The 26,480-nt window shown below is 68.0% G+C and carries 28 protein-coding genes and 1 pseudogene; 16 read left to right on the forward strand and 13 right to left on the reverse strand.

Annotation, left to right across the window (positions count from 1 at the left end):
• Positions 1-26 precede the first annotated feature (26 nt).
• The 3 genes from lpxC to recN all read left to right on the forward strand — a co-directional run bounded on the left by lpxC (position 27) and on the right by recN (position 3,728).
• On the forward strand, positions 27-923 hold the full coding sequence (lpxC, locus tag AC07YH_RS21780; protein WP_494749021.1) for a UDP-3-O-acyl-N-acetylglucosamine deacetylase: 897 nt from the start codon (positions 27-29) through the stop codon (positions 921-923).
• Between the two features lie 97 nt (positions 924-1,020).
• Entirely contained in the window at positions 1,021-1,950 is a 930-nt protein-coding gene (locus AC07YH_RS21785; protein ID WP_494749022.1) for an outer membrane protein assembly factor BamD, read from the forward strand.
• A gap of 83 nt (positions 1,951-2,033) precedes the next feature.
• Positions 2,034-3,728 carry a DNA repair protein RecN gene (gene recN, locus AC07YH_RS21790; protein WP_494749023.1) on the forward strand — a complete coding sequence of 565 codons (1,695 nt, stop codon included), beginning with the start codon at positions 2,034-2,036 and terminating at the stop codon, positions 3,726-3,728.
• Here recN and AC07YH_RS21795 read toward each other — a convergent pair.
• On the reverse strand, positions 3,725-4,840 hold the full coding sequence (locus tag AC07YH_RS21795) for an acyltransferase family protein (protein WP_494749024.1): 1,116 nt from the start codon (positions 4,838-4,840) through the stop codon (positions 3,725-3,727). The genes recN and AC07YH_RS21795 overlap by 4 nt on opposite strands.
• 86 nt (positions 4,841-4,926) lie before the next feature.
• Between AC07YH_RS21795 and ligA the strand changes: the two genes are divergently transcribed.
• The 3 genes from ligA (at position 4,927) to AC07YH_RS21810 (ending at position 8,427) form a co-directional block, all read left to right on the forward strand.
• Positions 4,927-7,278 carry an NAD-dependent DNA ligase LigA gene (gene ligA / locus AC07YH_RS21800; RefSeq protein WP_494749025.1) on the forward strand — a complete coding sequence of 784 codons (2,352 nt, stop codon included), beginning with the start codon at positions 4,927-4,929 and terminating at the stop codon, positions 7,276-7,278.
• A complete protein-coding gene (locus tag AC07YH_RS21805; protein WP_494749026.1) occupies positions 7,254-7,889 on the forward strand; it encodes a 3'-5' exonuclease in 636 nt (211 codons plus the stop codon). Before ligA ends, AC07YH_RS21805 begins: the two co-directional genes overlap by 25 nt.
• Before the next feature lie 121 nt (positions 7,890-8,010).
• Complete coding sequence (locus tag AC07YH_RS21810; protein ID WP_494749027.1) at positions 8,011-8,427, forward strand: DUF2147 domain-containing protein; 417 nt, start codon at positions 8,011-8,013, stop codon at positions 8,425-8,427.
• 136 nt (positions 8,428-8,563) lie between these two features.
• Here the strand turns inward: AC07YH_RS21810 and AC07YH_RS21815 are convergent, their stop codons facing one another.
• The 3 genes from AC07YH_RS21815 to AC07YH_RS21825 form a co-directional block, all read right to left on the reverse strand.
• Entirely contained in the window at positions 8,564-10,375 is a 1,812-nt protein-coding gene (locus tag AC07YH_RS21815; protein ID WP_494749028.1) for an aminopeptidase P family protein, read from the reverse strand.
• Between the two features lie 152 nt (positions 10,376-10,527).
• Positions 10,528-11,394: a 50S ribosomal protein L11 methyltransferase gene (locus tag AC07YH_RS21820; protein WP_494749029.1), complete on the reverse strand. Its 867-nt coding sequence runs from the start codon at positions 11,392-11,394 to the stop codon at positions 10,528-10,530.
• 39 nt (positions 11,395-11,433) lie between these two features.
• Positions 11,434-11,934 (reverse strand): hypothetical protein, encoded by a 501-nt coding sequence (locus AC07YH_RS21825; protein ID WP_494749030.1) that lies wholly within the window; start codon positions 11,932-11,934, stop codon positions 11,434-11,436.
• Between the two features lie 91 nt (positions 11,935-12,025).
• Between AC07YH_RS21825 and AC07YH_RS21830 the strand changes: the two genes are divergently transcribed.
• Entirely contained in the window at positions 12,026-13,192 is a 1,167-nt protein-coding gene (locus AC07YH_RS21830; RefSeq protein ID WP_494749031.1) for a low temperature requirement protein A, read from the forward strand.
• 620 nt (positions 13,193-13,812) lie between these two features.
• Here the strand turns inward: AC07YH_RS21830 and AC07YH_RS21835 are convergent.
• The gene (locus AC07YH_RS21835) at positions 13,813-16,227 is read right to left on the reverse strand and encodes an ATP-dependent helicase (protein ID WP_494749032.1); all 2,415 of its coding nucleotides are present in this window, start codon (positions 16,225-16,227) and stop codon (positions 13,813-13,815) included.
• A 121-nt stretch (positions 16,228-16,348) separates the two neighbouring features.
• On the opposite strand from AC07YH_RS21835, the gene AC07YH_RS21840 reads away from it, so the two are divergent.
• The 3 genes and pseudogenes from AC07YH_RS21840 to AC07YH_RS21850 all read left to right on the forward strand — a co-directional run.
• Positions 16,349-16,561 carry a hypothetical protein gene (locus AC07YH_RS21840; protein WP_494749033.1) on the forward strand — a complete coding sequence of 71 codons (213 nt, stop codon included), beginning with the start codon at positions 16,349-16,351 and terminating at the stop codon, positions 16,559-16,561.
• 2 nt (positions 16,562-16,563) lie between these two features.
• Positions 16,564-16,815: a hypothetical protein gene (locus tag AC07YH_RS21845; protein WP_494749034.1), complete on the forward strand. Its 252-nt coding sequence runs from the start codon at positions 16,564-16,566 to the stop codon at positions 16,813-16,815.
• Position 16,816: 1 nt separating this feature from the next.
• Positions 16,817-16,914 (forward strand): annotated as a pseudogene (locus tag AC07YH_RS21850) (hypothetical protein); the annotation flags it as partial.
• Here AC07YH_RS21850 and AC07YH_RS21855 read toward each other — a convergent pair.
• From AC07YH_RS21855 to AC07YH_RS21865, 3 genes are read right to left on the reverse strand one after another with little or no spacing between them, the layout of a single operon-like run.
• Complete coding sequence (locus AC07YH_RS21855) at positions 16,915-17,124, reverse strand: ribbon-helix-helix domain-containing protein (protein ID WP_494749063.1); 210 nt, start codon at positions 17,122-17,124, stop codon at positions 16,915-16,917. It lies immediately after the preceding pseudogene.
• Positions 17,125-17,128: 4 nt separating this feature from the next.
• Complete coding sequence (locus AC07YH_RS21860; RefSeq protein WP_492841159.1) at positions 17,129-17,305, reverse strand: DUF4169 family protein; 177 nt, start codon at positions 17,303-17,305, stop codon at positions 17,129-17,131.
• 4 nt (positions 17,306-17,309) lie between these two features.
• On the reverse strand, positions 17,310-18,212 hold the full coding sequence (locus AC07YH_RS21865) for a DUF6807 family protein (protein ID WP_494749035.1): 903 nt from the start codon (positions 18,210-18,212) through the stop codon (positions 17,310-17,312).
• A gap of 176 nt (positions 18,213-18,388) precedes the next feature.
• On the opposite strand from AC07YH_RS21865, the gene AC07YH_RS21870 reads away from it, so the two are divergent.
• The 4 genes from AC07YH_RS21870 to AC07YH_RS21885 all read left to right on the forward strand — a co-directional run bounded on the left by AC07YH_RS21870 (position 18,389) and on the right by AC07YH_RS21885 (position 20,106).
• Positions 18,389-18,625: a DUF2171 domain-containing protein gene (locus tag AC07YH_RS21870; protein WP_494749036.1), complete on the forward strand. Its 237-nt coding sequence runs from the start codon at positions 18,389-18,391 to the stop codon at positions 18,623-18,625.
• Positions 18,626-18,734: 109 nt separating this feature from the next.
• On the forward strand, positions 18,735-19,370 hold the full coding sequence (locus AC07YH_RS21875) for a glutathione S-transferase family protein (RefSeq protein WP_494749037.1): 636 nt from the start codon (positions 18,735-18,737) through the stop codon (positions 19,368-19,370).
• Positions 19,371-19,454: 84 nt separating this feature from the next.
• Complete coding sequence (locus AC07YH_RS21880; protein ID WP_494749038.1) at positions 19,455-19,907, forward strand: hypothetical protein; 453 nt, start codon at positions 19,455-19,457, stop codon at positions 19,905-19,907.
• Positions 19,900-20,106, forward strand: a complete 207-nt coding sequence (locus AC07YH_RS21885) for a helix-turn-helix transcriptional regulator (protein ID WP_494749039.1) — start codon at positions 19,900-19,902, stop codon at positions 20,104-20,106. Before AC07YH_RS21880 ends, AC07YH_RS21885 begins: the two co-directional genes overlap by 8 nt.
• Positions 20,107-20,110: 4 nt before the next feature.
• On the opposite strand, the gene AC07YH_RS21890 is transcribed toward AC07YH_RS21885, so the two are convergent.
• The 4 genes from AC07YH_RS21890 to AC07YH_RS21905 form a co-directional block, all read right to left on the reverse strand.
• Positions 20,111-20,371, reverse strand: a complete 261-nt coding sequence (locus AC07YH_RS21890; RefSeq protein ID WP_494749040.1) for a hypothetical protein — start codon at positions 20,369-20,371, stop codon at positions 20,111-20,113.
• Positions 20,372-20,381: 10 nt separating this feature from the next.
• Positions 20,382-20,531 (reverse strand): hypothetical protein, encoded by a 150-nt coding sequence (locus AC07YH_RS21895; protein ID WP_494749041.1) that lies wholly within the window; start codon positions 20,529-20,531, stop codon positions 20,382-20,384.
• 145 nt (positions 20,532-20,676) lie between these two features.
• Complete coding sequence (locus AC07YH_RS21900) at positions 20,677-21,879, reverse strand: pyridoxal phosphate-dependent aminotransferase (RefSeq protein ID WP_494749042.1); 1,203 nt, start codon at positions 21,877-21,879, stop codon at positions 20,677-20,679.
• Positions 21,880-22,012: 133 nt separating this feature from the next.
• Entirely contained in the window at positions 22,013-22,681 is a 669-nt protein-coding gene (locus AC07YH_RS21905; protein WP_494749043.1) for an AAA family ATPase, read from the reverse strand.
• Positions 22,682-22,909: 228 nt separating this feature from the next.
• On the opposite strand from AC07YH_RS21905, the gene AC07YH_RS21910 reads away from it, so the two are divergent.
• Positions 22,910-23,629 (forward strand): TVP38/TMEM64 family protein, encoded by a 720-nt coding sequence (locus tag AC07YH_RS21910; RefSeq protein WP_494749044.1) that lies wholly within the window; start codon positions 22,910-22,912, stop codon positions 23,627-23,629.
• On the opposite strand, the gene AC07YH_RS21915 is transcribed toward AC07YH_RS21910, so the two are convergent.
• Positions 23,592-24,260, reverse strand: a complete 669-nt coding sequence (locus AC07YH_RS21915) for a TetR/AcrR family transcriptional regulator (protein ID WP_494749045.1) — start codon at positions 24,258-24,260, stop codon at positions 23,592-23,594. The two genes, AC07YH_RS21910 and AC07YH_RS21915, sit on opposite strands and share 38 nt — an antisense overlap.
• A 50-nt stretch (positions 24,261-24,310) precedes the next feature.
• Between AC07YH_RS21915 and AC07YH_RS21920 the strand changes: the two genes are divergently transcribed.
• Positions 24,311-26,266 (forward strand): alkyl/aryl-sulfatase, encoded by a 1,956-nt coding sequence (locus tag AC07YH_RS21920; protein ID WP_494749046.1) that lies wholly within the window; start codon positions 24,311-24,313, stop codon positions 26,264-26,266.
• Positions 26,267-26,480 lie beyond the last annotated feature (214 nt).

Here is a 26,480-nt window from a genome sequence, read left to right on the forward strand (position 1 = left end):
CGTCCATCGAACGATAGGTGTCTCTAGTGTCGGCTTCGGGTTATTTTCAGCACACGGTCGCAGGACCGGTGATCTTCGCGGGGATCGGCCTGCACACGGGCGCGCACGTGCGCGTCTCGGTGCGTCCGTCGGCCCCCGACGCGGGGATCGTCTTCGTGCGGACCGATGTGCAGGACCGCGACAACCGCGTCCCCGTGACCGCCCAGTCGGTCTGCCAAACGCAACTCGGTACGGTGATCTGCAACGGCGACGACGTCCGCGTCTCGACCATCGAGCACCTGATGGCGGCCCTGGCGGCCCTGTCGATCGACAACTGCGTCGTCGAGCTGGACGGCCCGGAAGTGCCGATCATGGATGGCTCGTCCGAGCCCTTCGTCCAAATCCTGGACCGCGCCGGCCGCCGCAAGCAGGAAGCCGTCCGCCAATATATCGAGATCCTGGCGCCGATCACGGTGGAGGAGGGCGACAAGCACGCCAGCCTGACCCCGTCGGACCGCTTCGAGGTCGCCTTCGAGATCGCCTTCGGCTCCAAGGCCATCGGTCGTCAGGCCGTAGACCTGGTGGTCGATGAAGAATCGTTCCGCTCGGAACTGTCCGACTGCCGCACCTTCGGCTTCGTCCGCGACGTCGAAGCCCTGCGCGCCATCGGCCTGGCCCGTGGCGGCTCGATGGAGAACGCCGTGGTCATCGACGGCGACCGCGTGCTGAACCCGGAAGGCCTGCGCCGTCCGGACGAGTTCGTGCGCCACAAGGCGCTGGACGCCATCGGCGACCTCTACGTGCTGGGCAAGCCCATCCTGGGCCGCTTCGAAGGCGTCCTGGCCGGTCACGGCCTCAATAACGCCGTGGTTCGAGCGTTGCTGGCCCAACCGCGCGCCTGGCGCCTGCGCGCTCATGCGCCGGCGCTAGCTGAAGCGGTTTAGTCGTACTCCGAGAGTCGGGCTCGGCGTTCGCATTTGCGCCTTCGACGGCGTGGTGTAGAAGCCTTGCACGGCGCTGCGGCGCACGTTTGCTTCGAGGGTGAGAGACTCCGTGCTTCGTAATTTCAAGGGACGTTCGGCCGTCACGATCGCCGCTGTGCTGGTCGCCGTTTCGGTGGCGGGCTGCGCGGGCAAGGCCAAGAAACCGACCCTCGCCTACGAAGAGCGCCCGGTCGAACTGCTGTACGCCACGGGCGCGAACCGCCTGGATCGCGGCAACTGGAATGAAGCCGTCGACTACTTCCGCGAAGTCGAGCGCCAGCACCCCTATTCGGAATGGTCGCGCCGCTCGATCCTGATGACCGGCTACGCCCACTACATGGGCAACCAATATGCCGACGCCATCGGCGACTCGGACCGCTTCATCTCGCTGTACCCGGGCAACCCGTCGGCCCAGTACGCCTACTATCTGAAGGCCATCTGCTACTTCGAGCAGATCGTCGACGTGAACCGTGACCAGGCCGCGACCGAGCAGGCCCTGGCCTCGCTGCGCGACGTCGTCCAGCGCTATCCGAACACCGAATACGCCACCGACGCCCGCCTGAAGATCGACATGGTCAACGACCAGCTGGCCGGCAAGGAAATGGCCATCGGCCGCTACTATTTGAAGAACGGCCAGACCCTGGCCGCCATCGGCCGTTTCAAGACCGTGATCGAGCGTCACCAGACGACCTCGCACACGCCTGAAGCCCTGTTCCGTCTGGTCGAGGCCTATCTGACCATCGGTCTGGCCGACGAGGCCAAGCGCAACGGCGCGGTCCTGGGCTACAACTTCCCGGGCGATCGCTGGTACGCCGACGCCTACAAGCTGCTCAACGACAACGGCCTGCGCCCCGCCGTCGAGCCGCTGAAGGCCGGCGCCAAGCGCAACGCCCTTGAGCGCGCCCTGTCGCGTGACAAGGACACGACCCTGGCGCCCCCGGGCGAAAAGAAGTCCAAGAAGGGCCTGATGGGCGTCCTGGGCATGTAGAAGCGACGGGGTCAGACGCCTGATCCCGTTTCGTTCTACCTTTGCGCTTTGAAAAATCCTGATTCCCGGCGATCTTGCGCATCATGCTGATCGGCCTATCCATCCGTGACGTCGTGCTCATCGAGAGCCTGGACCTGGCCATCGGCGAGGGCCTGACCGCGTTGACCGGCGAAACCGGGGCCGGCAAGTCGATCATCCTCGACGCCCTGGGCCTGGCCACCGGCGCGCGCGCCGACGCCGGGCTGGTTCGCCGAGGGGCCGCCGGCCACGCCTCGGCCACCGCCATCTTCGCCCTGACGGCCGACCATCCCGCCTTCGCCTATCTCGACGAGAAGGGCCTGGACTACGGCCGGGATGAAGACCTGGTCCTGCGCCGCCAGCTGTCGCCGGACGGCCGCTCCAGAGCCTTCGTCAACGATCAGGCCACCAGCGTCGGGGTGCTGAAGGACCTGGGCGCGCTGCTGCTGGAGGTCCACGGCCAGCACGAGACCGTCGGCCTGCTGGATCCCAAGACCCACCGCAACCTACTGGACGTCTTCGGTGGCGTCAGCGTCGGGGCCGTCGGCGGCGCCTGGAGCGCCTGGCGCGCCGCCCGCGAGAAGGCCGAGGGCCTGCGGGATCTCGCCAGCCGCGCCGCCGCCGAGACCGAGGAATTGACCCTCCGCCTATCCGAACTCGACCGTCTCGACCCGCGCGAGGGCGAGGAGGAGAGCCTGGCCGAAGAACGGGCGCTGCTGAGTTCGGCCGAGAAGGTGATCACCGACGTCGCCACGGCCCAGGACGCTCTGGGCAGCGACTTCTCCGGCAAGCTGGCCCAGGCCTATCGCGCTCTGGAACGGGCCCGCGACCGCGCCCTGCAGGCCGGCGCGCCCGCCGATGGGCCGGCCATGACCCGGCTGCAGGCCGCCTGCGACGCCGTTGACCGCGCCCTGGTCGAGGCCCAGGAAGCCAGCGCCGCCATCGACACCGTCGCCGAGTCGTTTGAGTTCGAGCCCGATCGCCTGGAAAAGGCCGAGGAGCGCCTGTTCGCCCTGCGCGGCATGGCCCGCAAGCTCAACATCCTGGTCGAGGACCTGCCGGCCAAGCGCGCCGAGTTCGCCGCCCGGCTGCAGGCCATCGAGACCTCCGAGGACGCCCTGAAGGCCGCCGACGCCGAGGCCGCCGAGGCTCGCGAGGCCTATCTCTTCGCCACTGAGGCCCTGTCGGCCGAGCGCCGCGCCGCCGGTGACGCCCTGGCCAAGGCCGTCGAGGCCGAGCTGGCCCCGCTGAAGCTGGCAAAGGCCCGGTTCCGCGTCGCCGTCGAGCCGCTGGCCGAGGACCGCGCCGGCCCGACGGGCCTGGACCGCATCGCCTTCGAGATCTCGACCAATCCCGGCGCGCCGTTCGGGCCGATGGAAGCCATAGCCTCCGGCGGCGAACTGGCCCGCTTCGCTCTGGCGCTGAAGGCGGCGCTGGCGGGACGCGGCGGCGGTCCGCAGCCGCTGATGATCTTCGACGAGGTCGATCAAGGCGTCGGCGGGGCCGTGGCCGACGCCGTGGGCCTGCGCCTGAAGCGCCTGGCAGCCAACGCTCAGGTGTTGGTCGTGACCCACTCTGCCCAGGTGGCCGCGCGTGGCGACGCCCACTGGCGGATCTCGAAGTCGGGCGACGACACCTCGACCCGCACGAAGGTCGAGCCGCTCAGCCCCGCCGAGCGCGAGGAAGAGATCGCCCGGATGCTGTCCGGCGCCGAGGTGACCGAAGCCGCCCGGGCGGCGGCGCGGGCCTTGATGGCCTAGGCCGTCGCCGTCGCGCTTGCCGCAGCGGGCGCGGTCTGGGTGCGGGCCTTGATCCACTTTTGCAGTGGCGCATCGACCAGACGCTCGAACACCCAGGCCGCCACGATCGTGGCCGGGATGGCCAGCGCCCACAGCGCCCATTGCGCCGCCGACGGCAGGCCCAGCTTGGCCTCGACCATCCGCACCACGCCGAACCACACCACGGCGGTCAGGGTGTTGGTCAGGAACAGCGAGAACGACAGCTTCCCCGCCGCGCCCGCCCAGCGCCAGGCGCGGGGCTTCGAAGCGCCGGCCGCGTAGATCAGGAAGCCCAGCAGGGCCAGACTGAAGTGGTCGAACTTGCCCACGGCCTGGATGCCGATGACGGCGACCAAAGCGGCGATCGCCAACGGCAAAGCGTGGCGGCTGGCCTGCTCGACGACTGGCAGGCGGGCGACCAGCAGGCCGATCATGAACAGCGGCACGCCCCGGATCAGGCCAAAGCGTAGCGGCAGCTGATAGCCAGGAACCTTGAAGACCAACAGGGCGGCGTAGTCGATGGCGAGGTAGGCGACGACGCCCAGGGCCAGCAGCATCAGCGGCGACTTGACCACGGCCACGCGCCGCCAGACGACCGGGAACAGGGCGTAGGCCACGATCAAGGCCGACAGCGTCCAGGTCGGGATGTTCCAGCCCGAAGTCCCCGGCACGAACCAGCTCTGGACCAGGAACACCTGCGGAGCCAGCTGGTCCCACTGGAACCACTGCGGGTTCTGCGGGGCCAGGCCGATCGCCGATGTACCGACGAAAAACACGACGAACAGGACCAGCATGACGAGGTGGGGCGGCCAGATCCGCTGCACGCGACGCTTCAGGAAAGTCAGGGTGTTGACCTCAGCGCCGAGCACGCGCGGGCCGTAGGTGCGGGCCAGCACATAGCCCGACAGCATCAGGAAGAAGTCGGTCGCCAGATAACCACGCCCGAAGGCCGGGTTCAGGCTGAACAGCGACACCGGAGCCCGTTCGGCCACGTGATAGAGCACGATGAACAGCGCCGCCAGGAAGCGCAGGGCGTCCAGCGGGCCGTCGCGCGACAGGGCGGGCTGGGCGGGAACTGTGGCGGACTTGAACATGGCGGGCTCCTGTTCACGTCGTATCGCAAGGTCGGCGCCAGATTTGCTAACGTGCCGGGACTTCCCGCCTTTCGGATTCGCCGCTCGTGTCCCTGATCTCCATCGCCGACCTTACCGAAGCCCAGGCCGTCGAGGAACTGGAGCGCCTGGCCGACGCGCTGGCCGCCCACGACCTGCGCTATCACCAGCAGGACGCCCCCACGATCAGCGACGGCGACTACGACGCCCTCAAGCGCCGCAACCTCGACATCGAGACCCGCTTCCCGCACCTGATCCGCGACAACTCCCCGTCCATGCGGGTGGGGGCAGCAAGGGCCGAGCAGTTCTCGCCGGTCGAGCACGGCGTGCCGATGCTCAGCCTCGACAACGCCTTCTCCAACGACGAGGCGACCGAGTTCGACGCCCGCATCCGGCGGTTCCTGCGCCTGTCGCCGTCCGACACCGTGGCCTACACGGCCGAACCCAAGATCGACGGCCTGTCGGCCTCGCTTCGCTACGAGAAGGGCGTGCTGGTCCAGGGCGCGACGCGGGGCGACGGCCGGGTAGGCGAGGACGTCACCGCCAACCTGCGCACCATCGCCGACATCCCGCACCGCCTGAAAGGCTCGGGCTGGCCCGACGTCATTGAGATCCGGGGCGAGGTCTATGTCGAACTGGAGGCCTTCGCCGCCTTCAACCAGGCCGCCGAGGAAGCCGGCCAGCGCACCTACGCCAACCCGCGCAACTTCGCCGCCGGCTCGCTGCGCCAGATCGATCCGAAGATCAGCGCCCAGCGGCCGCTGCGGTTCTTCGGCTACGCCTGGGGCCTGGTCTCCGCGCCGTTCGCCGAAAGCCAGTGGGGCGCGCTGGAGAAGCTGTCCGAATGGGGCTTCGTCACCACGGCCCCGCCGGCCCGCCGCGTCGAGAACGCGCAAGGCCTGCTGGACGTCTATGCCGAGTTCGAAACCCTGCGCCCGACATTGGACTTCGACATCGACGGCGTCGTCTACAAGGTCGACGACTTGGAGCAGCAGCGCCGCCTCGGCTTCGTCTCGCGCTCGCCGCGCTGGGCCATCGCCCGCAAGTTCCCCGCCCAGCGGGCCCGCACGATCCTCGAGGCCATCGACATCCAGGTCGGTCGGACCGGCGCCCATACGCCTGTCGCTCGTCTGAAGCCCGTCACGGTCGGCGGTGTTTCGGTGACCAACGCCACGCTACACAATGGCGACGAGATCGCGCGCCTGGACGTCCGCATCGGCGACACCGTTGTCCTGCAGCGCGCCGGCGACGTGATCCCGCAGATCGTCGAGGTCGACATCGCCGCGCGCCCCGATCCGGAGCCGCCGGTCTATGAATTCCCCCACGTCTGCATATGCCCGCTGCAAACGGCCTTGGCCCGCGAGGTCAACGCCTCTGGCCAGGAATCGGTGGTGCGCCGCTGCACCGGCGAGTTCGCCTGTCCGTTCCAGCGGGTCGAGCACCTGCGCCACTTCGTGTCCCGCCGCGCCTTCGACATCGAGGGCCTGGGCGAGAAGCAGCTGCAGGCCTTCTTCGACGAGGGCTGGATCACCGAGCCAGCCGACATCTTCCGCCTGGCCAAGGACGAGGAGAAGCTGACGGCCCTGCGCGAGCGCGACGGCTATGGCGAGACCTCGGTGGCCAATCTGATCAAGGGCATCGACGCGCGGCGCACGATCGGCATGGACCGGATGATCTACGGCCTGGGCGCGCGCGACATCGGCGAGACGACCTCGACCGTGCTGGCCCGCAACTTCGACCGCTTCGAGGACCTGCAAGCCGCCGCCGAGGCCGCCGCCAAGGGCCTGCCGGGCGAGACCTATCTGGAACTCTCCGCCGCCCAGGGCGTCGGTCCCAAGGCGCTGGACCTGCTGATCGAAGCGGGGAAGGGCGGGTTGATCGCCGACCCATGGCCAGAAGCGACTGACCTGGAGATCAAGATTGCTCACGCGGTCCCCAAGCTGACCAAACCCGCCAAGGCGGCCCTGGCCCAGCGCTACGGGACCTGGGACGCCTTCGCCCAAGGGCTGGTCGAGGCCGCCTCGGGCGCGCCGCGGGACGACTATCTGCATCTGGCCGCCGTCGACGGCGTCGGCCCGGTGGCCGCCCAGTCGCTGGCCCGTTTCTTCGCCGAAGAGCACAACCGCCAGAAGGTCGCCAACCTCGTCGCACAGCTGGACATCCAGCCGGTCGCCAAGCCCAAGACGGACACCGCCGTGGCCGGCAAGACCATCGTCTTCACCGGCGCACTGGAGAAGATGACCCGCGACGAGGCCAAGGCCCAGGCAGAGAACCTCGGCGCCAAGGTCGCCTCGTCGGTGTCGAAGAAGACCGACCTTGTCGTCTACGGGCCAGGCGCGGGCTCAAAGCTGAAGACGGCTAACGAACTGAATATCGAGACCAAGACCGAGGATGAATGGCTAGCGATGATCGCCCAATGAAGGTCATCGCGCTGGACTTCGAGACCGCCAACGAGCAGCGGTCCAGCCCGTGCTCCATCGGTCTCGCGTGGATCGAGGACGGCGAGGTGGCGCGGATCGAGCACCACTACATCCGCCCGCCCGGCAACCGCTTCGCGCGGTTCAACATCGCCTTCCACGGCATCGGTCCCCAGGATGTCGAGGACGCCGAGGAGTGGCCGGACGTGCTGGAGCGCCTGCGACCCGAACTGGAGGGCGCGCTTGTCCTGGCCCACAACGCCTCGTTCGACGTCAGCGTGATCCGCCGGACCTGCGAGCACTACGGCGTGCGGGCGCCGGGCTTCGACTATCTGTGCACGGTGCAGGTGGCGCGCGGCGTCTGGCCGGACCTGCCGTCGCACAAGCTGAACGTGGTCTGCGGTCATCTGGGCGTCGAGTTCGAGCACCACGACGCGGCGGCCGACGCCTATGCCTGCGGGCGGGTGGCGCTGGCGGCGATGAGCCTGAACGGGGTCAGCCAGGTGCGCGACCTGCCGGGACGGCTGGGCATGACGCTCGGACGCCTGGACCACGACGGCTACACGCCGCCGAAGGGGGCGGTCAGCGTCCGCAAGGCCCGCGCCTGGAGCTGAGGCGGATCGCCACAACCGCAATTCCCGCCTCGTTTTCGCCTTGGCCCTTGTCCTCTGTGAAGGGATCGCGCAACGAGGGACTTAAACGCGCGTTGGAAGACGCGCTGCTAGGGAGAAACAGATGATCCGCACCGCCATGATCGCCGCCGCCCTGACTCTGGTGTCGGGCTCGGCCTTCGCCGCCGACGTGACCGGCCTGTGGGCCACGCCCGGCAACGGCGGCCAGGTCGAGATCGCCCGCTGCGGCAACAGCCTGTGCGGCAAGCTGGTGACCTCGGACCACATCAAGACCGACCCGACCCGCAAGGACATCAAGAACAAGGACGAGGCCCAGCGCGGCCGCACCTTGAAGAACCTGCAGATGCTGTACGACTTCACCGGCGGCCCGACCAAGTGGACCGGCGGCAAGGTCTACAACCCCGAGGATGGCGGCACCTATTCGGGCACGATCGAACTGCTCAGCGACAACGAGCTGAAGCTGAAGGGCTGCATCGTCGCCCCGCTGTGCAAGACGCAGAAGTGGACGCGGTTGAAGTAACGCCGCACTGGCCCCCACCTGACCTGCTTATGCAGGTCTGTCCGCCCCCAAACGGGGCGGAGAGTTGAGCGCTCTCCTCCCCCTCTTGGGGGAGGGGGACCGCCGAACGGCGGTGGAGGGGGACAGCTCCGCCGCCCTAGAGCGGTGCGCAGACTTCTTCCATCCAGGTCCGAATCTCCGGCTCCACCCGAGGCCCAATCTCGCGCAGCACGCGGGCGTGGTAGGCGTCGAACTGCGCCACTTCCTCGGCCGTCAGCAACGCCTTGTCGATCAGGCGGCGGTCGATCGGGGCCAGGGTCAGGGCCTCGAAGCGGTGCATCGGACGGTCGCCACCCGCCACGTCCTCGGCCGGCATGACGACTTCCAGGTTCTCGATCCGGATGCCGTATTCGCCGTCCTTGTAGTAGCCGGGCTCGTTCGAGACGATCATGCCGGGCTGCAGGGCGATGAGGTTCGGGGCCTTGGAAATCCGCTGCGGACCCTCGTGGACGCCCAGATAGACGCCGACGCCGTGACCGGTGCCGTGGTCGTAGTCCAGGCCGTGGGCCCAGAGCGCGGCGCGGGCGAAGGCGTCGATGGCCGAGCCGGTGGTGCCGGCCGGGAAGCGCAGGCGGGCGATGGCCAGATGGCCTTTCAGCACCAGGGTGTTGCGGTTGATCATCTCCGCGCTCGGCTCGCCGATGGCGACCGTGCGGGTGACGTCGGTGGTGCCATCCAGATATTGGCCGCCGCTATCGACCAGCAGCAGCGAGCCCATCGCGGCGCGTTCGTTGGAGCGCTCGGTCGGGCGATAGTGGGGCAGGGCGCCATGGCCGTTGGCCGCGCCGATGGTGTCGAAGGACAGGTCCTTCAGCTTGCCGGTGGCTTCGCGGAAGCCTTCCAGCTTGGCGACGGCTTCTTTCTCGTCCGGCGGGTTGATCTGGCCCTCGGTGGCCAGCCAGTGCAGGAACCGGGTCAGGGCCGCGCCGTCGCGCTTGTGCGCCTCGCGCGTGCCGTCCAGCTCGACGCCGTTCTTGCAGGCGCGGGGCAGGGTGCAGGGGTCCATGGCGCGGACGATCTTCGAGCCAGCGGCGGCCAGGGTGTCGAAGTACCAGGCCGAGGACTGGCCCGGATCGACGACCACGGCCTTGCCCGACAGGTCGCCCAGCGCTTCGGCCAGCTTGTTCGGGGTCTCCAGCGAGACCTGGTTGCCCAGCCAGGCCGGCAGGTCGGTGGTGACCTTGGCCGGCTCCAGGAACAGGCGCGCCGTGCCATCGGCATTGAGGATGGCCTGGGCCAGCGGAAGGGGCGAGCGGATGACGTCGCCGCCGCGGACATTGAACAGCCAGGCGATCGAGGCCGGGGCGGTGATCACCGCCGCATCGGCGCCGAAGGCGGCGATCGACGCGCCGACCCGCGCGCGCTTGGAGCTGGAGTCCTCGCCGGCATATTCGACGTGCTGCGGCACGACGGGGGCCATCGGCTGGGGGGGACGGGCCTCGCCCCAGGCCTGGTCGATCGGATTTGCGGCCACGGGCTTCAAGGTCGCGCCGGCGCGGCTGGCGGCGGCCTTCAGGCCTTCCAACGCCGAGGGGCTGTGCAGGCGGGCGTCGTAGCCAATCACCGCGCCCTTGTCGGTGGTCTCCAGATAGGCCGGCACGCCGCCCTCGACGAGGTCGCGGATCTCGAACACGCCCTGGTCGACCTGGTCGCGGACCTGCAGGGTGTAGCGACCGTCGACGAACACGGCGGCGCGGTCCTTGAGGATCACGCCCGCGCCGGCCGAGCCGGTGAAGCCGCTGGCCCAGGCCAGGCGGTCATTGGCGGCGGGCAGGTATTCGTTCTGGTGCTCGTCCTCGTGCGGCACGAGGAAGCCGTCCAGGCCCTGCGCGGCCATGGCGGCGCGGATCAGCGGGACGTGCTTGGGCCCGAAGGACGGGTCGGTGGATTCGTCGAAGGTCTGGCGCATGGGGAGGATTTAAGCCTGTCCGCATGCGCTGGGAAGATGCTCCCCCGCCGGGGGAGCTGTCGCGGAGCGACTGAGGGGGCCTACTCGGCCTCTGCCGCGCTGCCCCCTCCGGCCCTTCGGGCCACCTCCCCCAGCGGGGGAGGAGAGTCTTTTTACGGCCGCTGCAGCACCAGCGTCGCCCAGGCGTCGCGGTGGATGCGGTTGACGACCTTGAAGCCGCGCGACAGGTAGGCGGCCTTGACCATCCGCTCCTGGGTGCGCAGCAGGCCCGACAGGATGACGGTGCCGCCGGGGACCAGGGCGCGCTTGATGTCCTGGGCCAGGCTGATCAGCGGGCGGGCCAGGATGTTGGCGAACACCAGGTCGTAGGGGGCGTTGTTGGCCACCAGCGGGTTCGACAGGCCCGAGGCGTGGACGAACTTGGCGTTGGCCTTGTTGACCTTGGCGTTCTCCTTGGAGATCCGCACGGACGGCTTGTCGATGTCGGTGCCGACGGCCAGCTTCGAGCCGGTGCGGGCGGCGGCGATGGCCAAGAGGCCCGTGCCGGCGCCGACGTCCAGCACCTTGTTGAAGCGCTTGGCCTTGATCAGGCGGTCATAGGCCTGCAGGCAGCCGACGGTGGTGCCGTGGTGACCGGTGCCAAAGGCCGCGCCGGCCTCGATGCGCAGGTTGACGGTGCTGGCCGGCAGGCGGCCGCGATCGTGCATGCCGTAGACGAAGAAGCGGCCGGCGCGCACCGGCGGCAGGCCCGACAGCGCCATGGCCAGCCAGTCGGCGTCGGCCAGGGTGTCGCGCACGACCTTCAGGTCGTACTCGCCCAGCAGCGCCATCAGGCTGGCGTCTTCGTCGTCGGTCGTCGGGAAGGCGTCGATGCGCCAGACGCCCTTGTCCTCGTCCTCTTCCAGGATCGAGTAGGTGGCGCCTTCCAGGCCCGGATGGTTGTCGATGGCGTCGGCGGCGGTCTCGGCTTCGACGCGCGTGCCGCGGGCGACGATCTGCTGGGGCGTATAGTCGGTCATGGCGCGCCTGTTAGCGCCAACGGGCGCGAAAAGCGAGCCTTAGCGCGTGGTCATGCCGGTGGCCGCGGCGTCGGCGGCGTCGGCCAGCACCGTCGGGATCGGCTGGGGCTTGCGATCCTCGGGCAGGGAGACGTCGAGGATGTCGCCGCGCTGCGACGCCCAGTGCGGCGCGTCGGCCGGAGGCGGCGGTGTCGCCGGGCCGTGCTCGGCCGGAACATAGGGCGGCAGGTCCGGCATCGGCGGCGGCTCGTAGTCCGCGTACTGGATGGGCGGCGGGGGCTGCGTCGCCTTCAGGAAGTCAGTGCCGACCACATAGTCCGGGACCTTGCCCGACGGCCAGGAGATCGGCTCGGCATAGTCCTGCTGAGCGTAGCGGGCGGGTTCCATTTCAGGCGCGTAGCCGACATCCTGCGGCCCGGTCTGCATGGCCATACCCGCCAGGACGCCGACGAAGGCGCAGACCGGGGCGCCATAGGCGACGGGGCGGGTGAGGGCGAAGCCCTTCAGGTTGCGCAGGATCTGTTCGAGCCGCTGGTCCATGTCGGCATAGCGCGCGACGAGGGCTTTGGTTCGAATTGTCGCTCGCGAGACTCAAGAGGTCGCCACTAGGGTGACGGCGAAAGGGGCCGTCATGACCAAGAAACCGCTGCTGCGCGAACGCCGCGAACACGAGCACGCCCGCGTCACCTATGTGGAGCTGTTCTTCGATCTCGTCTTCGTGTTCGCGGTCACCCAGCTGTCGCACGCGGTGCTGGCTCATCCGACGGCCGAGGGCGTGCTGCATGCGGCCATGCTGCTGGCGGCGGTGTGGTGGGCGTGGGTTTGCACCTCGTGGATCACCAACTGGCTGGATCCCGAGCGCGTGCCGGTGCGGCTGATGATGTTCCTGCTGATGGCCGCGGGCCTGGTGCTGTCGGCCGCCATCCCGGACGCGTTCGGCAAGGGCGGCCTGGCCTTCGCCTGCGCCTACGCCTTCATCCAGGTCGGCCGCAGCCTGTTCTTCCTGGTCGGGGCCTGGGGCGAGAAGAGCCATCGGATGAACGTCGGCCGCATCCAGGCCTGGGTGACGCTGTCGGCGGGGTTCTGGATCGCCGGCGGCCTGCTGGAGGGCGAGGCGCGGCTGATCGCCTGGGCCATCGCCATCGGCGTCGACTACCTGTCGGCGGCGGTCGGGTTCTGGACACCGGGCCTGGGCCGCTCCAACACCAGCGACTGGGTCGTCGAAGGCGGCCACATGGCCGAGCGCACGGCGCTGTTCACGATCATCGCCCTGGGCGAGTCGATCATCGTCACCGGCGCGACGGTGGTCGGCCTGCCGTGGACGTTCGAGATCATCGCCGCCTTCGCCACGTCGTTGGTGGGCAGCATCGCCATGTGGTGGATCTATTTCTCGTTCACGGCCGAGGCGGCCAGCGAGGCGATCGCCGAGTCAAAGGACCCCGGGGCGATCGCGCGCCTGGCCTATACCTACAGCCACCTGGTCCCGATCGCCGGGATCATCGTGGCGGCGGTCGGGGACGAGTGGGTGATCCACCACGCGACGGGTCACGCGGACTTCAAGGTCGCCGCCGCCGTGATCGGCGGGCCGGCCCTGTTCCTACTCGGGGTGCTGGGCTTCAAGCTGGCGGTGTTCAAGGCGCTGTCGCGGACCCGGCTGGTCGGCCTGGCCCTGCTGGCGCTGCTGATCCCGATCGCGGGCCATGTCAGCCCGCTGGTGCTGTCGGTCCTCTCGACCCTGGCCCTTGTCGTGGTCGGGGTCTGGGAGACGATGATCCTGGAGCGGCGGAGCCGCGCTTAGAGCGTGGCAGCCGAAAGTGTGAGCGGTTTCGGCGCCTGCCACGCTCTAAATGTTGGAGATAGAGCCTGTTTATCCGTTTCTGATGGCTTCCATCAGAAACGGACAGGCTCTAGCCGATCTGTTCGATGATGTGCTCGCGCAGCTCGGCGCGGGTGAGACCGGGCCAAGCCCAGTCGGTTTGAGCCGGACGCGACGGCGTCGCGGCGCGGAAGGTCTTAGTCATATGGGCCGCGCTCTTGGTGGCGGGCTTACGGGTAACGTTGGTTTTCATAAAGTTCCAGACAGGGGTCGGGCGTGTCGCCGGACCCGATAGTTCATAAGGGGTGGAGATATCCGCCCGGCGCCGTTGGTAATGGCGGGTGGGCGATGGAGCGCCGTGAGGTCCAGCCGTCTTTGGGCTGAAGCGTTTGGCTGCTTCCTGAGTACCATATGGTTAGCCGCGTGTCGCGTTCAACCCCTGTGGCATGGGAGCGCGGGCGATTGGCTCAGCACAGGCCCCCACCTGACCTGCTCATGCAGGTCTGTCCGCCCCCAAACGGGGCGGAGAGAAGTTGCTCTCCTCCCCCTCTTGGGGGAGGGGGACCGCCGAACGGCGGTGGAGGGGGCTGGTCAGGCGCCCCTCAAGCCTTCTCGACGAAGCTGTCGATGACCTTCTTCTCGCCGGCCTTGTCGAAGGCGACGGTCAGCTTGTTGCCTTCGATGCTCGTCACCGCGCCGTAGCCGAACTTGACGTGGAACACCCGGTCGCCGCGCGAATAGGCGCTGGCGGTCGGGGCGGACACCGCCACCAGGCGGCCTTCACCCTCGATGGGCGCCGAGCGGGCGGATGAGCCGGAGCGGACGCCCTGGGGCCCCCGCCAGGCGGCGTTGCGTTCGCCAAAGCCGGCCGTGCGTTCTTGGGCGCGTTTCCAGCCGGGGCTGTCATAGCTGCTGCCGGCCTGGAAGGCCGAGACGCCCGGGTCGTCCCAGCGTGAAGCGGCCGTCGCCTGCATGCCGGGGCCACCGCCGTAGTAGCCGGTCTCCGACGCCGCATCGACGTGGGCCAGCGGCAGCTCATCGACGAACCGTGACGGCAGCTGCGACGTCCATCGCCCATAGACCTGCCGGTTGGCCACGAAGCTGATGCGAGCTTCCTCGCGGGCGCGGGTGATGCCGACATAGGCCAGGCGGCGCTCTTCCTCGAGGCCCTTCTCGCCCTTGTCGTCCATGCTGCGCTGGCTGGGGAACACGCCTTCCTCCCAGCCGGGCAGGAAGACCAGCGGGAATTCCAGGCCCTTGGCCGAGTGCAGGGTCATGATCCAGACGGCGTCGCCGGTGGCCTCGCGGTCCAGGTCCATGACCAGCGACACGTGCTCCAGATAGGCCTCGAGCGAGTCGAAGGCGCTCATCGACTGGACCAGTTCCTTCAGGTTCTCCAGCCGCGTCTGGCTGGTCGGGCCCTTGTCCAGGCGCAAGGCGTCCGTATAGCCGCTCTCCTCCAGCACCGTCTCCAGCAGGCGCTGGTGGTGCACAGAGCCGATCAGCGAGCGCCAGCGGTCGAGATCGCGGATGAAGTTGCTGAGCGCCGTGCGGGTGCGGGCCGGCAGGTCGTCGCTGCCGATGATCACGCGCGCGGCCTCGACGGTCGAAATCCCTTCCAGCCGGGCGATCTGCAGCAGCTTCTGCACCGAGGTGTCGCCGATGCCGCGCTTGGGCGTGTTGACGATGCGCTCGAAGGCCAGGTCGTCGTCGGGCGACTGGATCAGGCGCAGATAGGCGTGGGCGTCGCGGATTTCCGCCCGTTCGAAGAAGCGCGGGCCGCCGACCACCTTGTAGGGGATCTGCAACATCACGAAGCGCTCTTCGAAGGCGCGCATCTGGAACGAGGCCCGGACCAGAATGGCCATCTGGTTGTACTTGCGGCCGGCCTTCTTGGCCCGCTCGATCTCGTCGGCGATCATGCGGCTCTCGGCCTCGCCGTCCCAGACGCCGCTGACCTTGACCTTTTCGCCGCCCTTGGCCGGGGTCCACAGGGTCTTGCCCAGGCGGCCCTTGTTGGCGGTGATCAGGCCGGACGCCGCCGCCAGGATGTGCTCGGTCGAGCGGTAGTTGCACTCCAGCCGCACGACCTTGGCCCCGGCGAAGTCGCGCTCGAACCGCAGGATGTTGTCGACCTCGGCCCCGCGCCAGCCATAGATCGACTGGTCGTCGTCGCCGACGCAGCAGACATTCTGACGGCCCTGGGCCAGCAGGCGCAGCCACAGGTACTGGGCGACGTTGGTGTCCTGGTACTCGTCGACCATCACGTATTTGAAGCGGCGCTGGAACTCGTCCAGCACGTCGGGATGGCCGGTGAACAGGCTGATATTGTGCAGCAACAGGTCGCCGAAGTCGCAGGCGTTCAGGATGCGCAGGCGCTCCTGGTACTGACGGTACAGGCTGATGCCCTTGCCGTTGGCGAACTCGCCGGCCTCACTGGTCGGGACGCGATCGGGCGTCCAGCCGCGGTTCTTCCAGTTGTCGATGATCTGCGACAGGATCCGCGGGGTCCAGCGCTTGGCGTCGATGTTCTCGGCCTCGATCAGCTGCTTGAGCAGCCGCTCGTTGTCGTCGGTGTCGATGATCGTGTAGTTCGACTTCAGTCCCACCAGCTCGGCGTGACGGCGCAGGATCTGGGCGGCCACCGAGTGGAAGGTGCCCAGCCAGCGCAGGCCCTCGGCCTCCGGGCCGATGATGTGGGTGATCCGCTCGCGCATCTCGCGCGCGGCCTTGTTGGTGAAGGTGACGGCCAGCATCTCCCACGGCCGCGCCTTGCCCGTCGCCAGGATGTGGGCCAGGCGGGTGGTCAGCACGCGGGTCTTGCCGGTGCCGGCCCCGGCCAGGACCAGCAGCGGACCCTCGGTGGTCTCGACCGCCTCGCGCTGCTCGGGGTTCAGCCCGTCCAGATAGTTGGGCATGGCGTGACCGTTCGCCGGCGGCTGTGGCCGGGCCAGGTCGGAGATGCGCGGAGAGGGGAGGTCGCCCGGGAAACCGGCCGAGTCGTCATCGGGATACATGGAACATATGTAGCACAAACCGCGCGGGACTTAAGTCCCTCTGCATGCTCAAAGCGGAACCTCCGCGTCCGCGTATCGTTGATCCGCCAACGCAAAAGCGCCGAAGGGCGAGGAGACACTCATGGCCGAAGGAACCAGCAGCAGCGGCGGGGGCAACAGTGGCCTGGCGTTCATAGTCGGCGGACTTGTCGTCATCGTCGCGGTGCTCGCCTTCTTCGTGTTCACGGGCGGCATGTCCCACAAGAAGCAGGTCGACGTGAACATCTCGGCCTCGGTTCCGAAACTGCCGGACGCGCCGAAGCTGCCTGACGCGCCCAAGGCCCCGGGGAGCTGATCATGGCCAAGACCCTCACCCACAACGGACAGGCGCATCGCGACAGCGGCGGCTTCTGGGCCGCGATGCTGGTCGTGGTCGTGCTGGTCGCGGCCGTCTGGGGCGCCTGGAAGCTGGGCGTGATGGCCGGCGACCAGGCCGACTGGCGCCAGGGCCTGCCGGACCTATCCCGGACCCTGCGTTCGGCGCCAAACCCGCAACCGCCGCCGATTCCGACGCAGCGGCGGCCGGCGGTGACCCCGGAAGCGCGGTAGGCCCGTCCTCGCCCTTCGACAGGCTCAGGGTGAGGACTACTCTGAGCATCGCAGTAGAAACCTCATCCTGAGCTTGTCGAAGGGCGAGGTTTCGTCGCGCTAGCCGCTAGCTTTGTTCAGCGCGAACACCCGGCACGCCGACGCCAGCGGCCGCTCCCCGCGCTCAAGGTCGATCCGCTGGATCAGTCCCGCCAGGCTCACCGACTCATCCGCCGCCGCCTTATCCAGCACCGCCCAGAACTCCGGCTCCAGGGCCAGCGAGGTCGCGTGGCCGGCCAGGTTCACCGAGCGTTTCTTCAAGCCAGCCAGCGTCCTAGTCCTCGCGCTTGGCGCCGTCGAGGTCGCGCTTGAGCTTGTCGGCGCGGGCGGCGTCCAGGGTCTTCTCGCCCTTGGTGCGGCCGAACTTGGCGCGGTTCTCGGAAGCCCGGGCCTTGTCGTCGGCCTTGGCCTTGGCCTTGCGGGCCTGGTTGAGATTGACGATGTCGGCCATGAGCTTACGGGGTCTTCTTCTTCGGGGCGGGACGAATGACCAAGGTTTCCTGCAGATGCAACGCCTCGCCCTTCCTCAGGACCAGCGGCGCGCGGCCGGGGAAGACGCAGTTCTGCATCGAGCGGTCGTTATACAGCATCCAGCGCGTCACCGCCTGACCATTGGCCTTGCAGGCCAGGCCCACCGCCCAGGGCGGTGCGCTCTCGCCCGTCCACGCGAAGCCCATATTGCCGCCGGCGTCGATGGCCGCGCCATTCGGGACGATCGTCTTGCCGCCCGAGGCGAAGGCCAGGTGCTCGGGATCGACCAGCCGGATCGAGAAACCGCCGAAGCCGCGATCGTCCTCGCTGCCGCCTAGGCCTAAGGCATCGACGCGCGAGGTGATGGTGGTGTCGAACTCCACCCGCCGCGCGCCGGCCTTCAGCGGACGGACCGTCACCTTGGTGGTCTCGCGGGCGACATAGGCCAGCTCGGGCCCGGAATTGACCATCCAGTCGACGTCCACGGTCAGCGCGCCGCCGCCGTCGGCGTCACCCAGAAAGTGCTTCTCGCGCACGAAGTAGGACAGGCCCTTCATGTACCAGCCGTCGGCCACGGTCTTGCCGTCCGTCTGGACTTTCATCCACGCCCACCAGACGCCGCGCTGATGCGGGTGGTCGCCGGGCCTGTCCTCGGTCAGGGCCGTCCCGTCCGGGGCGTAGAGCGCGCCGACATAGTTCGAGCGACCGGGCTCGGCGGCCGGGTCCAGCGGTTTGGTGCGATAGACCAGCACGGTCTTGCCGGCCTCGGTCAGGGTCACCGCGTCGTCGGCGAACACCGCATCGACCCGCTTGCCGATGGCGGGATCAGCGAGCGCGGGACCGGCGACCAGCAGCAAGGCGCAGGCGAGAAGGGCGCGGAAGCTCATGCTTCGTCCTTGAATTCCATCGGCCAAAAATGCCCGGAACGTATCAAGAACAATCCTTGCGTGCATGGCAAGTGAAACTTCGCTCATGAAGCTTAGCCGCTGAAACTTGGCTGGAGGCGTGGCCGTTTGATGTCCCGAGAGACCGCGATGGTCTCGTGCAATCCAGGAGACGACGGATGATCGACCTCTCGCAGATCAAGGAACACCAGGAAGTCGTCGGTTCGGACGGCGGTCATGTCGGTCGCGTTGACCACGTCATGGGCGGCGAGATCGAGCTGGCCAAGCTGGACCTGGGCGGCGGCTTCAAGCACCACATGATCCCGCTGTCGTGGGTCGAATATATCGATGACGACAAGGTCCACCTGGCCCTGACGAAGGACGACGCCAAGGCCCAATGGCGCGAAAAGCACTGAGCCTGAGCGCTCGGTAGCCTCCAAGGCCTCCGCCCAGCCGGGCGGGGGCCTTTTGCTTGACCAGGCCCCAGAAGCATCGGTCTATCCGCGCATCAGCGGGGAGGGTTCGATGTACACGCTCTATGGTTCGCCCAGCACGGCCGGCACGGCCATCCACTGGATGCTGCTGGAACTGGGCGTCCCGTTCGAGGCCCGTCTACTCGATTTCGACAAGGGCGAGCACAAGACGCCCGACTATCTGGCGCTCAATCCCGACGGCGTGGTGCCGACCCTGATCATCGACGGCGCGCCGGTCACCCAGATGGCCGGCATCGCCACCCTGCTGGCCGAACGCCATCCGGAAGCCGGTTTCGCGCCGCCGCTGGGCACGCCCGAGCGCGCCGAATATCTCAGCTGGACCCTGTGGCTGGCCAACAGCTTCCAGCCCAATTTCCGCGCCTGGTTCTACCCGCACGAGCCGGCGGGCGGGGAAGCGCAGGACGCGGTGCAGGCCACGGCCCGCGAGCGGATCGAGGCGGGCCTGGAGCGGCTGGACTCCCGCCTGACCGACCGCGACTACCTGGTCGGCGACCACTTCACGACCGTGGATCTGCTCGCCACCATCCTGTGCCGTTGGACGCGCAACATGCCGAGGCCCGCGACCCGATGGCCGAACCTGAAGCGCTATCTCGACGCCATCCGCCAGCGGCCGGCCCTGCGCGAGGTCCATGTCCGGGAGGGCATGACCGACTGGATCGACGACTAGGCGGGCTTCAGGCGCGCTTGCCTTCGTGTAACTTCAAGGTTACATGTAACCTCAGCGTTACATCATCGCTGGGGGAGCAAACCGATGAGCGAAGTGAGTCTGGTCGACAAGGCCGAGCGGCTGGCTAAGCGGCGAGCGAGGATGTTCGCGGTGCTGGCCATGTTCTTCCTGGGCCTGCAGACGGTCTACATCTCGAACGGCGCGCTGCACGACAACACCCCGCTGGCGCGCTTCAAGCTCGGGGCCTGGGCGGTGAACGCGGTGGTGCTGCTGATCGCCCTGGCCACCGGCGGCGGCTTCCTGCAAGGGCGTGACGTGCGTCATCTGATGAACGACGAGACGACCCTGGCGCATCGCCGCGTCGCCATCGCCTGGGGCTTCTGGGCGATGATGGCGACGGGCTTTGGCCTTTACTTCCTCAGCCAGTTCGAGGAGGTGACCACCCGCGAAGCGCTGCACATGGTGATCACCTTCGGGACCGCCACGCCGCTTCTGGTGTTTTCGTATCTGGAGCGGCGCGCCTTACGCGATGCATGAACGGCTGAACAACCGCCTGCGTGACGTCCGGACGGCCAAGGGGTTGACCCAGGCGGACCTGGCCGAGCGGGCCGGCGTGTCGCGCAAGACGATCAACACCGTCGAGAACGGGGTCTTCACGCCCTCGACCATCCTGGCGCTGACTTTGGCCAGGGTGCTGGAAACCAGCGTCGAGGCGCTGTTCCAGCTACCGGAGTAGGAGATCACCGGCCCCCGCCGGTGATCTCCTTGATCAACGCCTGGACCGGGGCCTTGCCGCCGTTGTTCCAGACCAGTTTCATGAAGGCCAGGGTGCGCTCGGCGGCGTCCTCGAACTTCCACTCGCAGTTTTCAAAGCGGCAGTTGTCGAAGATCGGCGCTTCGCCGCCGGCATAGATCAGCCGGCAGCCGCGGAATTCGCAGCCCGAGAAGTGCTCGCCGTCCAGCGAGACCGTCTCGTGGTTGTACATCGTCGAATGGGTCACAAAGGCTCTTTCAGTTGTCGTCTTGGTCCCGGGGAGGGGCCTCGTCCGACTGGGCGGCCTGCTTGGCCGCGGCTTTCTCGGCGGCCTTTTCGGCGGCCTTGCGCGCTTTCTGGCGCTCGCGCTCTTGGCGCTCGAAGGAATAGTTGGGTGTGCGCGCCATGTTGGCGACCTCCATTTGGCCGCCAAGCGCGACAGGTTTTCTTAGCGCGCTTCGGCGACTTCGGTTTCGATATCAGGACCGAAGCGGGCAGAAAACGCGTTCCGCCGATCCAGCTGGCAGCCGGACCGGCGGGCGATAGGGATGACTACTTCACGCTGGCGCAGAAGCGCTGGATGCGCGAGCAGGCGTCTTCCAGCACGTCGTTGCCGGTGGCGTAGCTGATGCGGAAGAACGGCGACAGGCCAAACGCCGCGCCATGCACGACCGCCACGCCCTCGGCTTCCAGCAGTTCGCCGGCGAAGTCCTCGTCGGTCTCGATGACCTTGCCCGAGGGCGCGGTCTTGCCGATCAGGCCGGCGCACGAGGGATAGACGTAGAAGGCGCCTTCCGGGGTCGGGCATTGCAGGCCGGTGGCCTGGTTCAGCATCGACACGACCAGGTCGCGGCGCTCCTGGAACAGCTTGGCGTTCGGCTTGATGAACTCCTGCGTGCCGTTCAGGGCTTCGACGGCCGCGTGCTGCGAGATCGAGCAGGGGTTCGAGGTCGTCTGGCTGATCATCTTGGCCATGGCCTTGATCAGCGGCTCGGGGCCTGCCGCGTAGCCGATGCGCCAGCCGGTCATGGCGTAGCCCTTGGAGACGCCGTTCATCGTCAGGGTGCGGTCATAGAGCTTGGGCTCGACCTGGGCGATGGTGGTGAACTCGAAGTCGTCGAACACCAGGTGCTCGTACATGTCGTCGGTCAGCACCCAGACCTGCGGGTGGCGCAGCAGCACGTCGGCGATGGCCTGCAGCTCGGCGCGGGTATAGGCGCCGCCCGAGGGGTTCGACGGGCTGTTGATGATCAGCCACTTGGTCTTCGGCGTGATCGCCGCTTCCAGGGCTTCGGGGGTGATCTTGAAGCCGCTCTCGGCGGTGGTCTCGACCGACACCGGCGTGCCGCCGGCCAGCAGGGTCATGTCGGGGTACGACACCCAGTACGGCGCGGGGATGACGACTTCGTCGCCCGGGTTCAGGGTGGCGACCAGGGCGTTGTAGATCACCGGCTTGCCGCCCGGGGCGACGTGGACTTGGGCAGGCTTGTAGTCCAGGCCGTTCTCGCGCTTGAACTTGGCGCAGATGGCGGCCTTCAGCTCGGGCATGCCGTCCGGGTCGGTGTACTTGGTCTTGCCGTCCTGGATCGCCTTGATGGCGGCGTTCTTGATGTTGTCCGGCGTGTCGAAGTCAGGCTCGCCCGCGGAAAGGGCGATCACGTCACGACCGACGGCTTTCAGCGCGCGCGCCTTGGCGCTGATGGCGATGGTGGCCGACGGTGCAATGCGCCGCAGTGCGGCGGACTCGAGCGACATGGTGCAGGACTCCCCTGTGCATGATGGTCCGACAGACGGGACCGTTTCAGGATTGCGGGGGTCTTTACGCGCCCGTTCGCTGCGGCGCAACGCGGTTAGGCGACATTCTGGTGAAGGTCGGGAAAGAGCGCCTTCAGGCCTGGTTGGCGGCCAGGGTCTTGACCTGGTCGCCCAGCAGCATCGGCGCGATCAGGTCCCACAGGCGCGAGATCTCCTCGGCGGCGGCCGAGCCCGGCTCCCATTCGCAGACCGAGCGGCCATGGGCCACCGACTGCTGGAAGGCGGTGCGGGCGCGCAGGCCGATCGGGGCCAGCGGCATGCCGGTGAAGCGCAGGGCCTCGGCGGCCTTGATCACGGCCGGCGGCTCGACGCCGTTGCGGCGCGAGGGGGCCTGGCTCAGCACGATGACGCCCCTCTTGCCCAGGCGACGCACGGCCTCGGCCGAGCGCACCACCGAGGCGATGTCCAGGAAGGTCGGGCGGCAGACCAGCACGCACAGGTCGGCGCTGTTGATCGCCTGCAGCACGTCGGCTTCCGGCGCGGCGGGGGTGTCGATGACCAGGGCGTCGAAGTCGCCGTGCTGGGCCTGGGTCTGGGTGGAAAACAGCTTGCCGGCGTTGATCTCGGCCAGCAGCGGGCCGTCGCCGGTGCGGGCGCGCAGGGAGTCCGACGCCGACCGCTGGGGATCGATGTCGGCCAGCATGATCTTGAGGCCCGCCAGGTGGGCGGTGATGGCCAAATTGATCGACAAGGTGGTCTTGCCGGCGCCGCCCTTGCGCGAGATCACAGCCAGGGTCTTCACTTTGGAACTCCCTATCAGGCCAAGGTTTTCGGCCCTTGCAGCCTGTGGATAAGTAACGCTGTCATGTGACGGGACCGCAACCGAATTGTCGTGGCGGGCGAGTGTTAATGTCCCCGGATCGCGGTTCGGCGGAGTCGGCCGGAAATTCGCCCGTTTCGTTTGCACCTGTCCCGCCGCTGTTTCGGCGGCGTCGCTTGACCCTGGGCGGCGCCTGCGCGAGGAGGGACCGTGATCCGCCGCATACTCGACTTCGTGACCAATATGGACGCCCGCGCCTGGCGCACGGTGGCGGTCTCGTTCGTGCTGTTTGGCGGGGTGGGCGTGGTCTTCCTGTTCGGCGCGCAGCTCTTGGGCGTCAACGGCGAGACGGCGGTCGAGCACTGGCTGGGCGCGGCCAGCGGGCCGTGGGCCCTGCCGATGGCCGTGGCGGCCTTCGCGATCATGGCCTTCCTGGGCGTGCCGCAGTTCGTGCTGATCGCCGCGGCGGTGGTGGCCTTCGGGCCGTGGACGGGCTTTGCCTATAGCTGGATCGGCACGCTGGTGTCGTCCCTGGTCGGCTTCTGGCTGGGGCGGGCCTACGGCGCGAAGATCCTGCGCGACTTCGCGGGCGAGGGCGTCAACAAGTTCATGCGGATGATCGGCAAGAACGGCTTCATGGCCAGCCTGATCGTGCGCCTGGTGCCCTCGGCGCCGTTCATCGTCGTCAACATGGCCGCTGGCGTCACGCCGATGCGCTTGCGTGACTTCGCGGCCGGCACGGCCATCGGCATCGTGCCGAAGATCGCCCTGACCGCTTTCGCCGGCAATTCGATCGTCCAGGCCATGAAGGGCGGCGGCAAGCAGCACATCGTCATGATCGCCCTGGCCATCGTCATCTGGCTGGGCATGGGCCTGGTCAGCCGGGCCTGGCTCAAGCGCCGTGAGGCGGGGGAAGAGCAGGAGGGCTGAGGCCCGCCGCAGCGTAGGTCGCTTCCCGCCACGCTCTGACGATCTCGCCGAACCAGCGGGTGCGGGTGGCGTCGTCCATGCCGTCGGTCTCCTCGACCCCCGCGGCCCAGGCCTCGATCACGAACGGCATGAAGGTGCGGGCCGCGTGCTGGCAGGTGGCGCGCTGAGCCTCGGACACGCCTTCCGGAGCTGCGACGAACGGCTCGATCAGCTTGGTCAGCAAGGCCTCCAGCGCTGCGCGCCAGGCGGCGGCCTCGGGCGCGCCCCTCGCATCACGCAGCAGCAGCAGCGCAAGCTTGGGATTGGCGGCGCGCGACATCTCGACCAGCCGGGCGATGCTGGAGCCGTAGCCGCCCCAGGGGCGGCCGGCGTCGGCCGCGATCTTCGCCAGCATCTCGCCGAACAGGGCGTCGATCAGGCTCTGGCGCGAGGGATACAGCCGGTAGATCAGGATCTTGGCCACGCCCAGGCGGTCGGCGACGTCCTGCATGGTGGCGACCTGCAGGCCTTTCTCCGCGAACACCTCGACGGCGGCGTCCAGCACGGCCTGACCGCGCGCGGCCTTGTCCACCCGGGGCTTGGGCTGGCCGGGGCGACCTCTCGGCGTAGGGACTTTCGCGACTCCGCTCATGGGTGTTATGTAGAATGAAACTATAAAGTTTCAAAATGCGGAGGCACGGGATGCGCAAGGGGATGCTGGCGGCGGGCGTCGCGGTTCTGGCGATGGTCGCGGGTGTTGCCAGGGCCGAGGACCCGGCCAGCGCGATCACGGCCGACAAGCAGAAGGCCTTCGCCGCGACCCTGCCGATGGCCGACCGCCAGGACTTCGCCTTCGCCGACCAGGGCTTCCTAGGGACTCGCGCCGATCCGGTGATCAAGCGCGCCGACGGCCAGGCGGCCTGGAACCTGGCGGCCTACGACTTCCTGAAGGGCGAGCCGCCAGCGACCGTGAACCCCAGCCTGTGGCGACAGGCGCAGCTGCTGTCCAAGCACGGGCTCTTCAAGGTCAGCGACCGCGTCTATCAGGTGCGCGGCTTCGACATCTCCAACATCACCTTCATCAAAGGCGACACCGGCTGGATCATCATCGACCCGCTGACCATGAAGGAGACGGCCCAGGCGGCGCTGGAGCTGGTCAACGACAAGCTGGGCAAGCTGCCGGTCAAGGCGGTGATCTACACACACAGCCACAGCGACCACTTCGGCGGCGTGCGGGGCGTGGTGGACGAGGCCGACGTCAAGGCGGGCAAGGTCGCCATCGTCGCGCCCGAAGGCTTCATGAAGGAGGTCGCCGCCGAGAACATCCTGGCCGGCAACGCCATGAGCCGCCGCGCTCAGTACCAGTTCGGCATCATGCTGCCGCCGGGCGTCGAGGGGCAGATCACCTCCGGCATCGGCCAGACCATCGCCCGGGGCTCGATCACCCTGATCCCGCCGACGGTCAGCATCGACCATACGGGCCAAGAGCTGACCCTGGACGGGGTGAAGATCCGCTTCCAGTACACGCCCTCGACCGAGGCCCCGGCCGAGATGAACCTCTACTTCCCGGACCTGCGCATCCTGGACATGGCCGAGAACGCCAATGTCTCGATGCACAACATCCTGACGCCTCGGGGCGCGCTGGTCCGCGATAGCAAGGCCTGGGCCGACGACCTGACCGAGTCCATCCGCCTGTTCGGCGACGTCTCCGACACCATGATCACCAGCCACGGTTGGCCGCGCTTCGGCGGGGCGGTGGTCAGGGACTTCCTGGCCGATCACCGCGACGCCTACAAATACTTGCACGACCAGACGGTGCGGATGATGAACCTCGGGATGACCGGCGACGAGATCGCCGCGAGGATCGAGCTGCCGCCGACGCTGTCCAAGGACTGGTTCAACCGCGGCTATTACGGCTCGATGAGCTTCAACAGCCGAGCGGTCTATCAGCGCTATATGGGCTTCTACGACGCCAACCCGGCGCACCTGGTCCCGTCGCCGCCGGCCGATGCGGGCAAGCGCTACGTCGCGGCCATGGGCGGGGCGGCCAAGGTCAAGGCGATGGCCAAGGAGGCGGCGGGGAAGGGCGACTACGCCTGGGCCGCGACACTTCTGAACCACGCGGTCATGGCCGACGACGGCGACAAGGAAGCCAAGACCCTGCTGGCCTCGGCCTACGACCAGATAGGCTACCAGACCGAGAACAGCCTGTGGCGCAACATCTACCTGACCGGGGCCGACGAGCTGCGAGGCGGGGTGCGCAAGCTGCCGACCTCGATGACGCCGATGGACATGCTGGCGGCCTTGGACAGCGCCATGATCTTCGACGTGCTGTCGGTGCGCCTGAATCCCGACAAGGCCCAGGACGCCCACCTGCGGATCGTCTTCGTCTTCCCGGATCGGGGCGAGCGGTTTCTGGTCGAGGTGCGCAACGGCGTACTGGTCGCACAGCCGGCGCAAGGCGAGGAAAAGGCCGACGCCACGTTGACCGTCGCGCGGCCGGTGTTCCTGGAGTCCTTGTTCACCGGCAAGTCGCTGATCCCGAAAATCCTGACCGGGGAGATCAAGCTGGAGGGCGATCGCGCGGCGATGGGTCGGATGACGGGATGGTTTGACGCTTTCCCCACTGACTTCCCGATCGTTACGCGCCCAAATTAATCCTGACCTGGAATAAACTTGCGCCAGCTGCGACGGATCGCGCGGCTGGCGCAAATTGCTTGCTCGATTCTGAGGCGATGTGTAGAAAGTGCGCCATGACCGTCGCGCGCAAGCTGCTTCCGCTTCTGCTTACCAACCCCTGGGCGCTCTAGGGGCCGCGCTTCGTCGTGGCCGGGCGCACAGGGGATGATTGACCCGCAGCCCGCCCGCAGAC

Source organism: Caulobacter sp. GW456-12-1-14-TSB4, assembly GCF_059424195.1.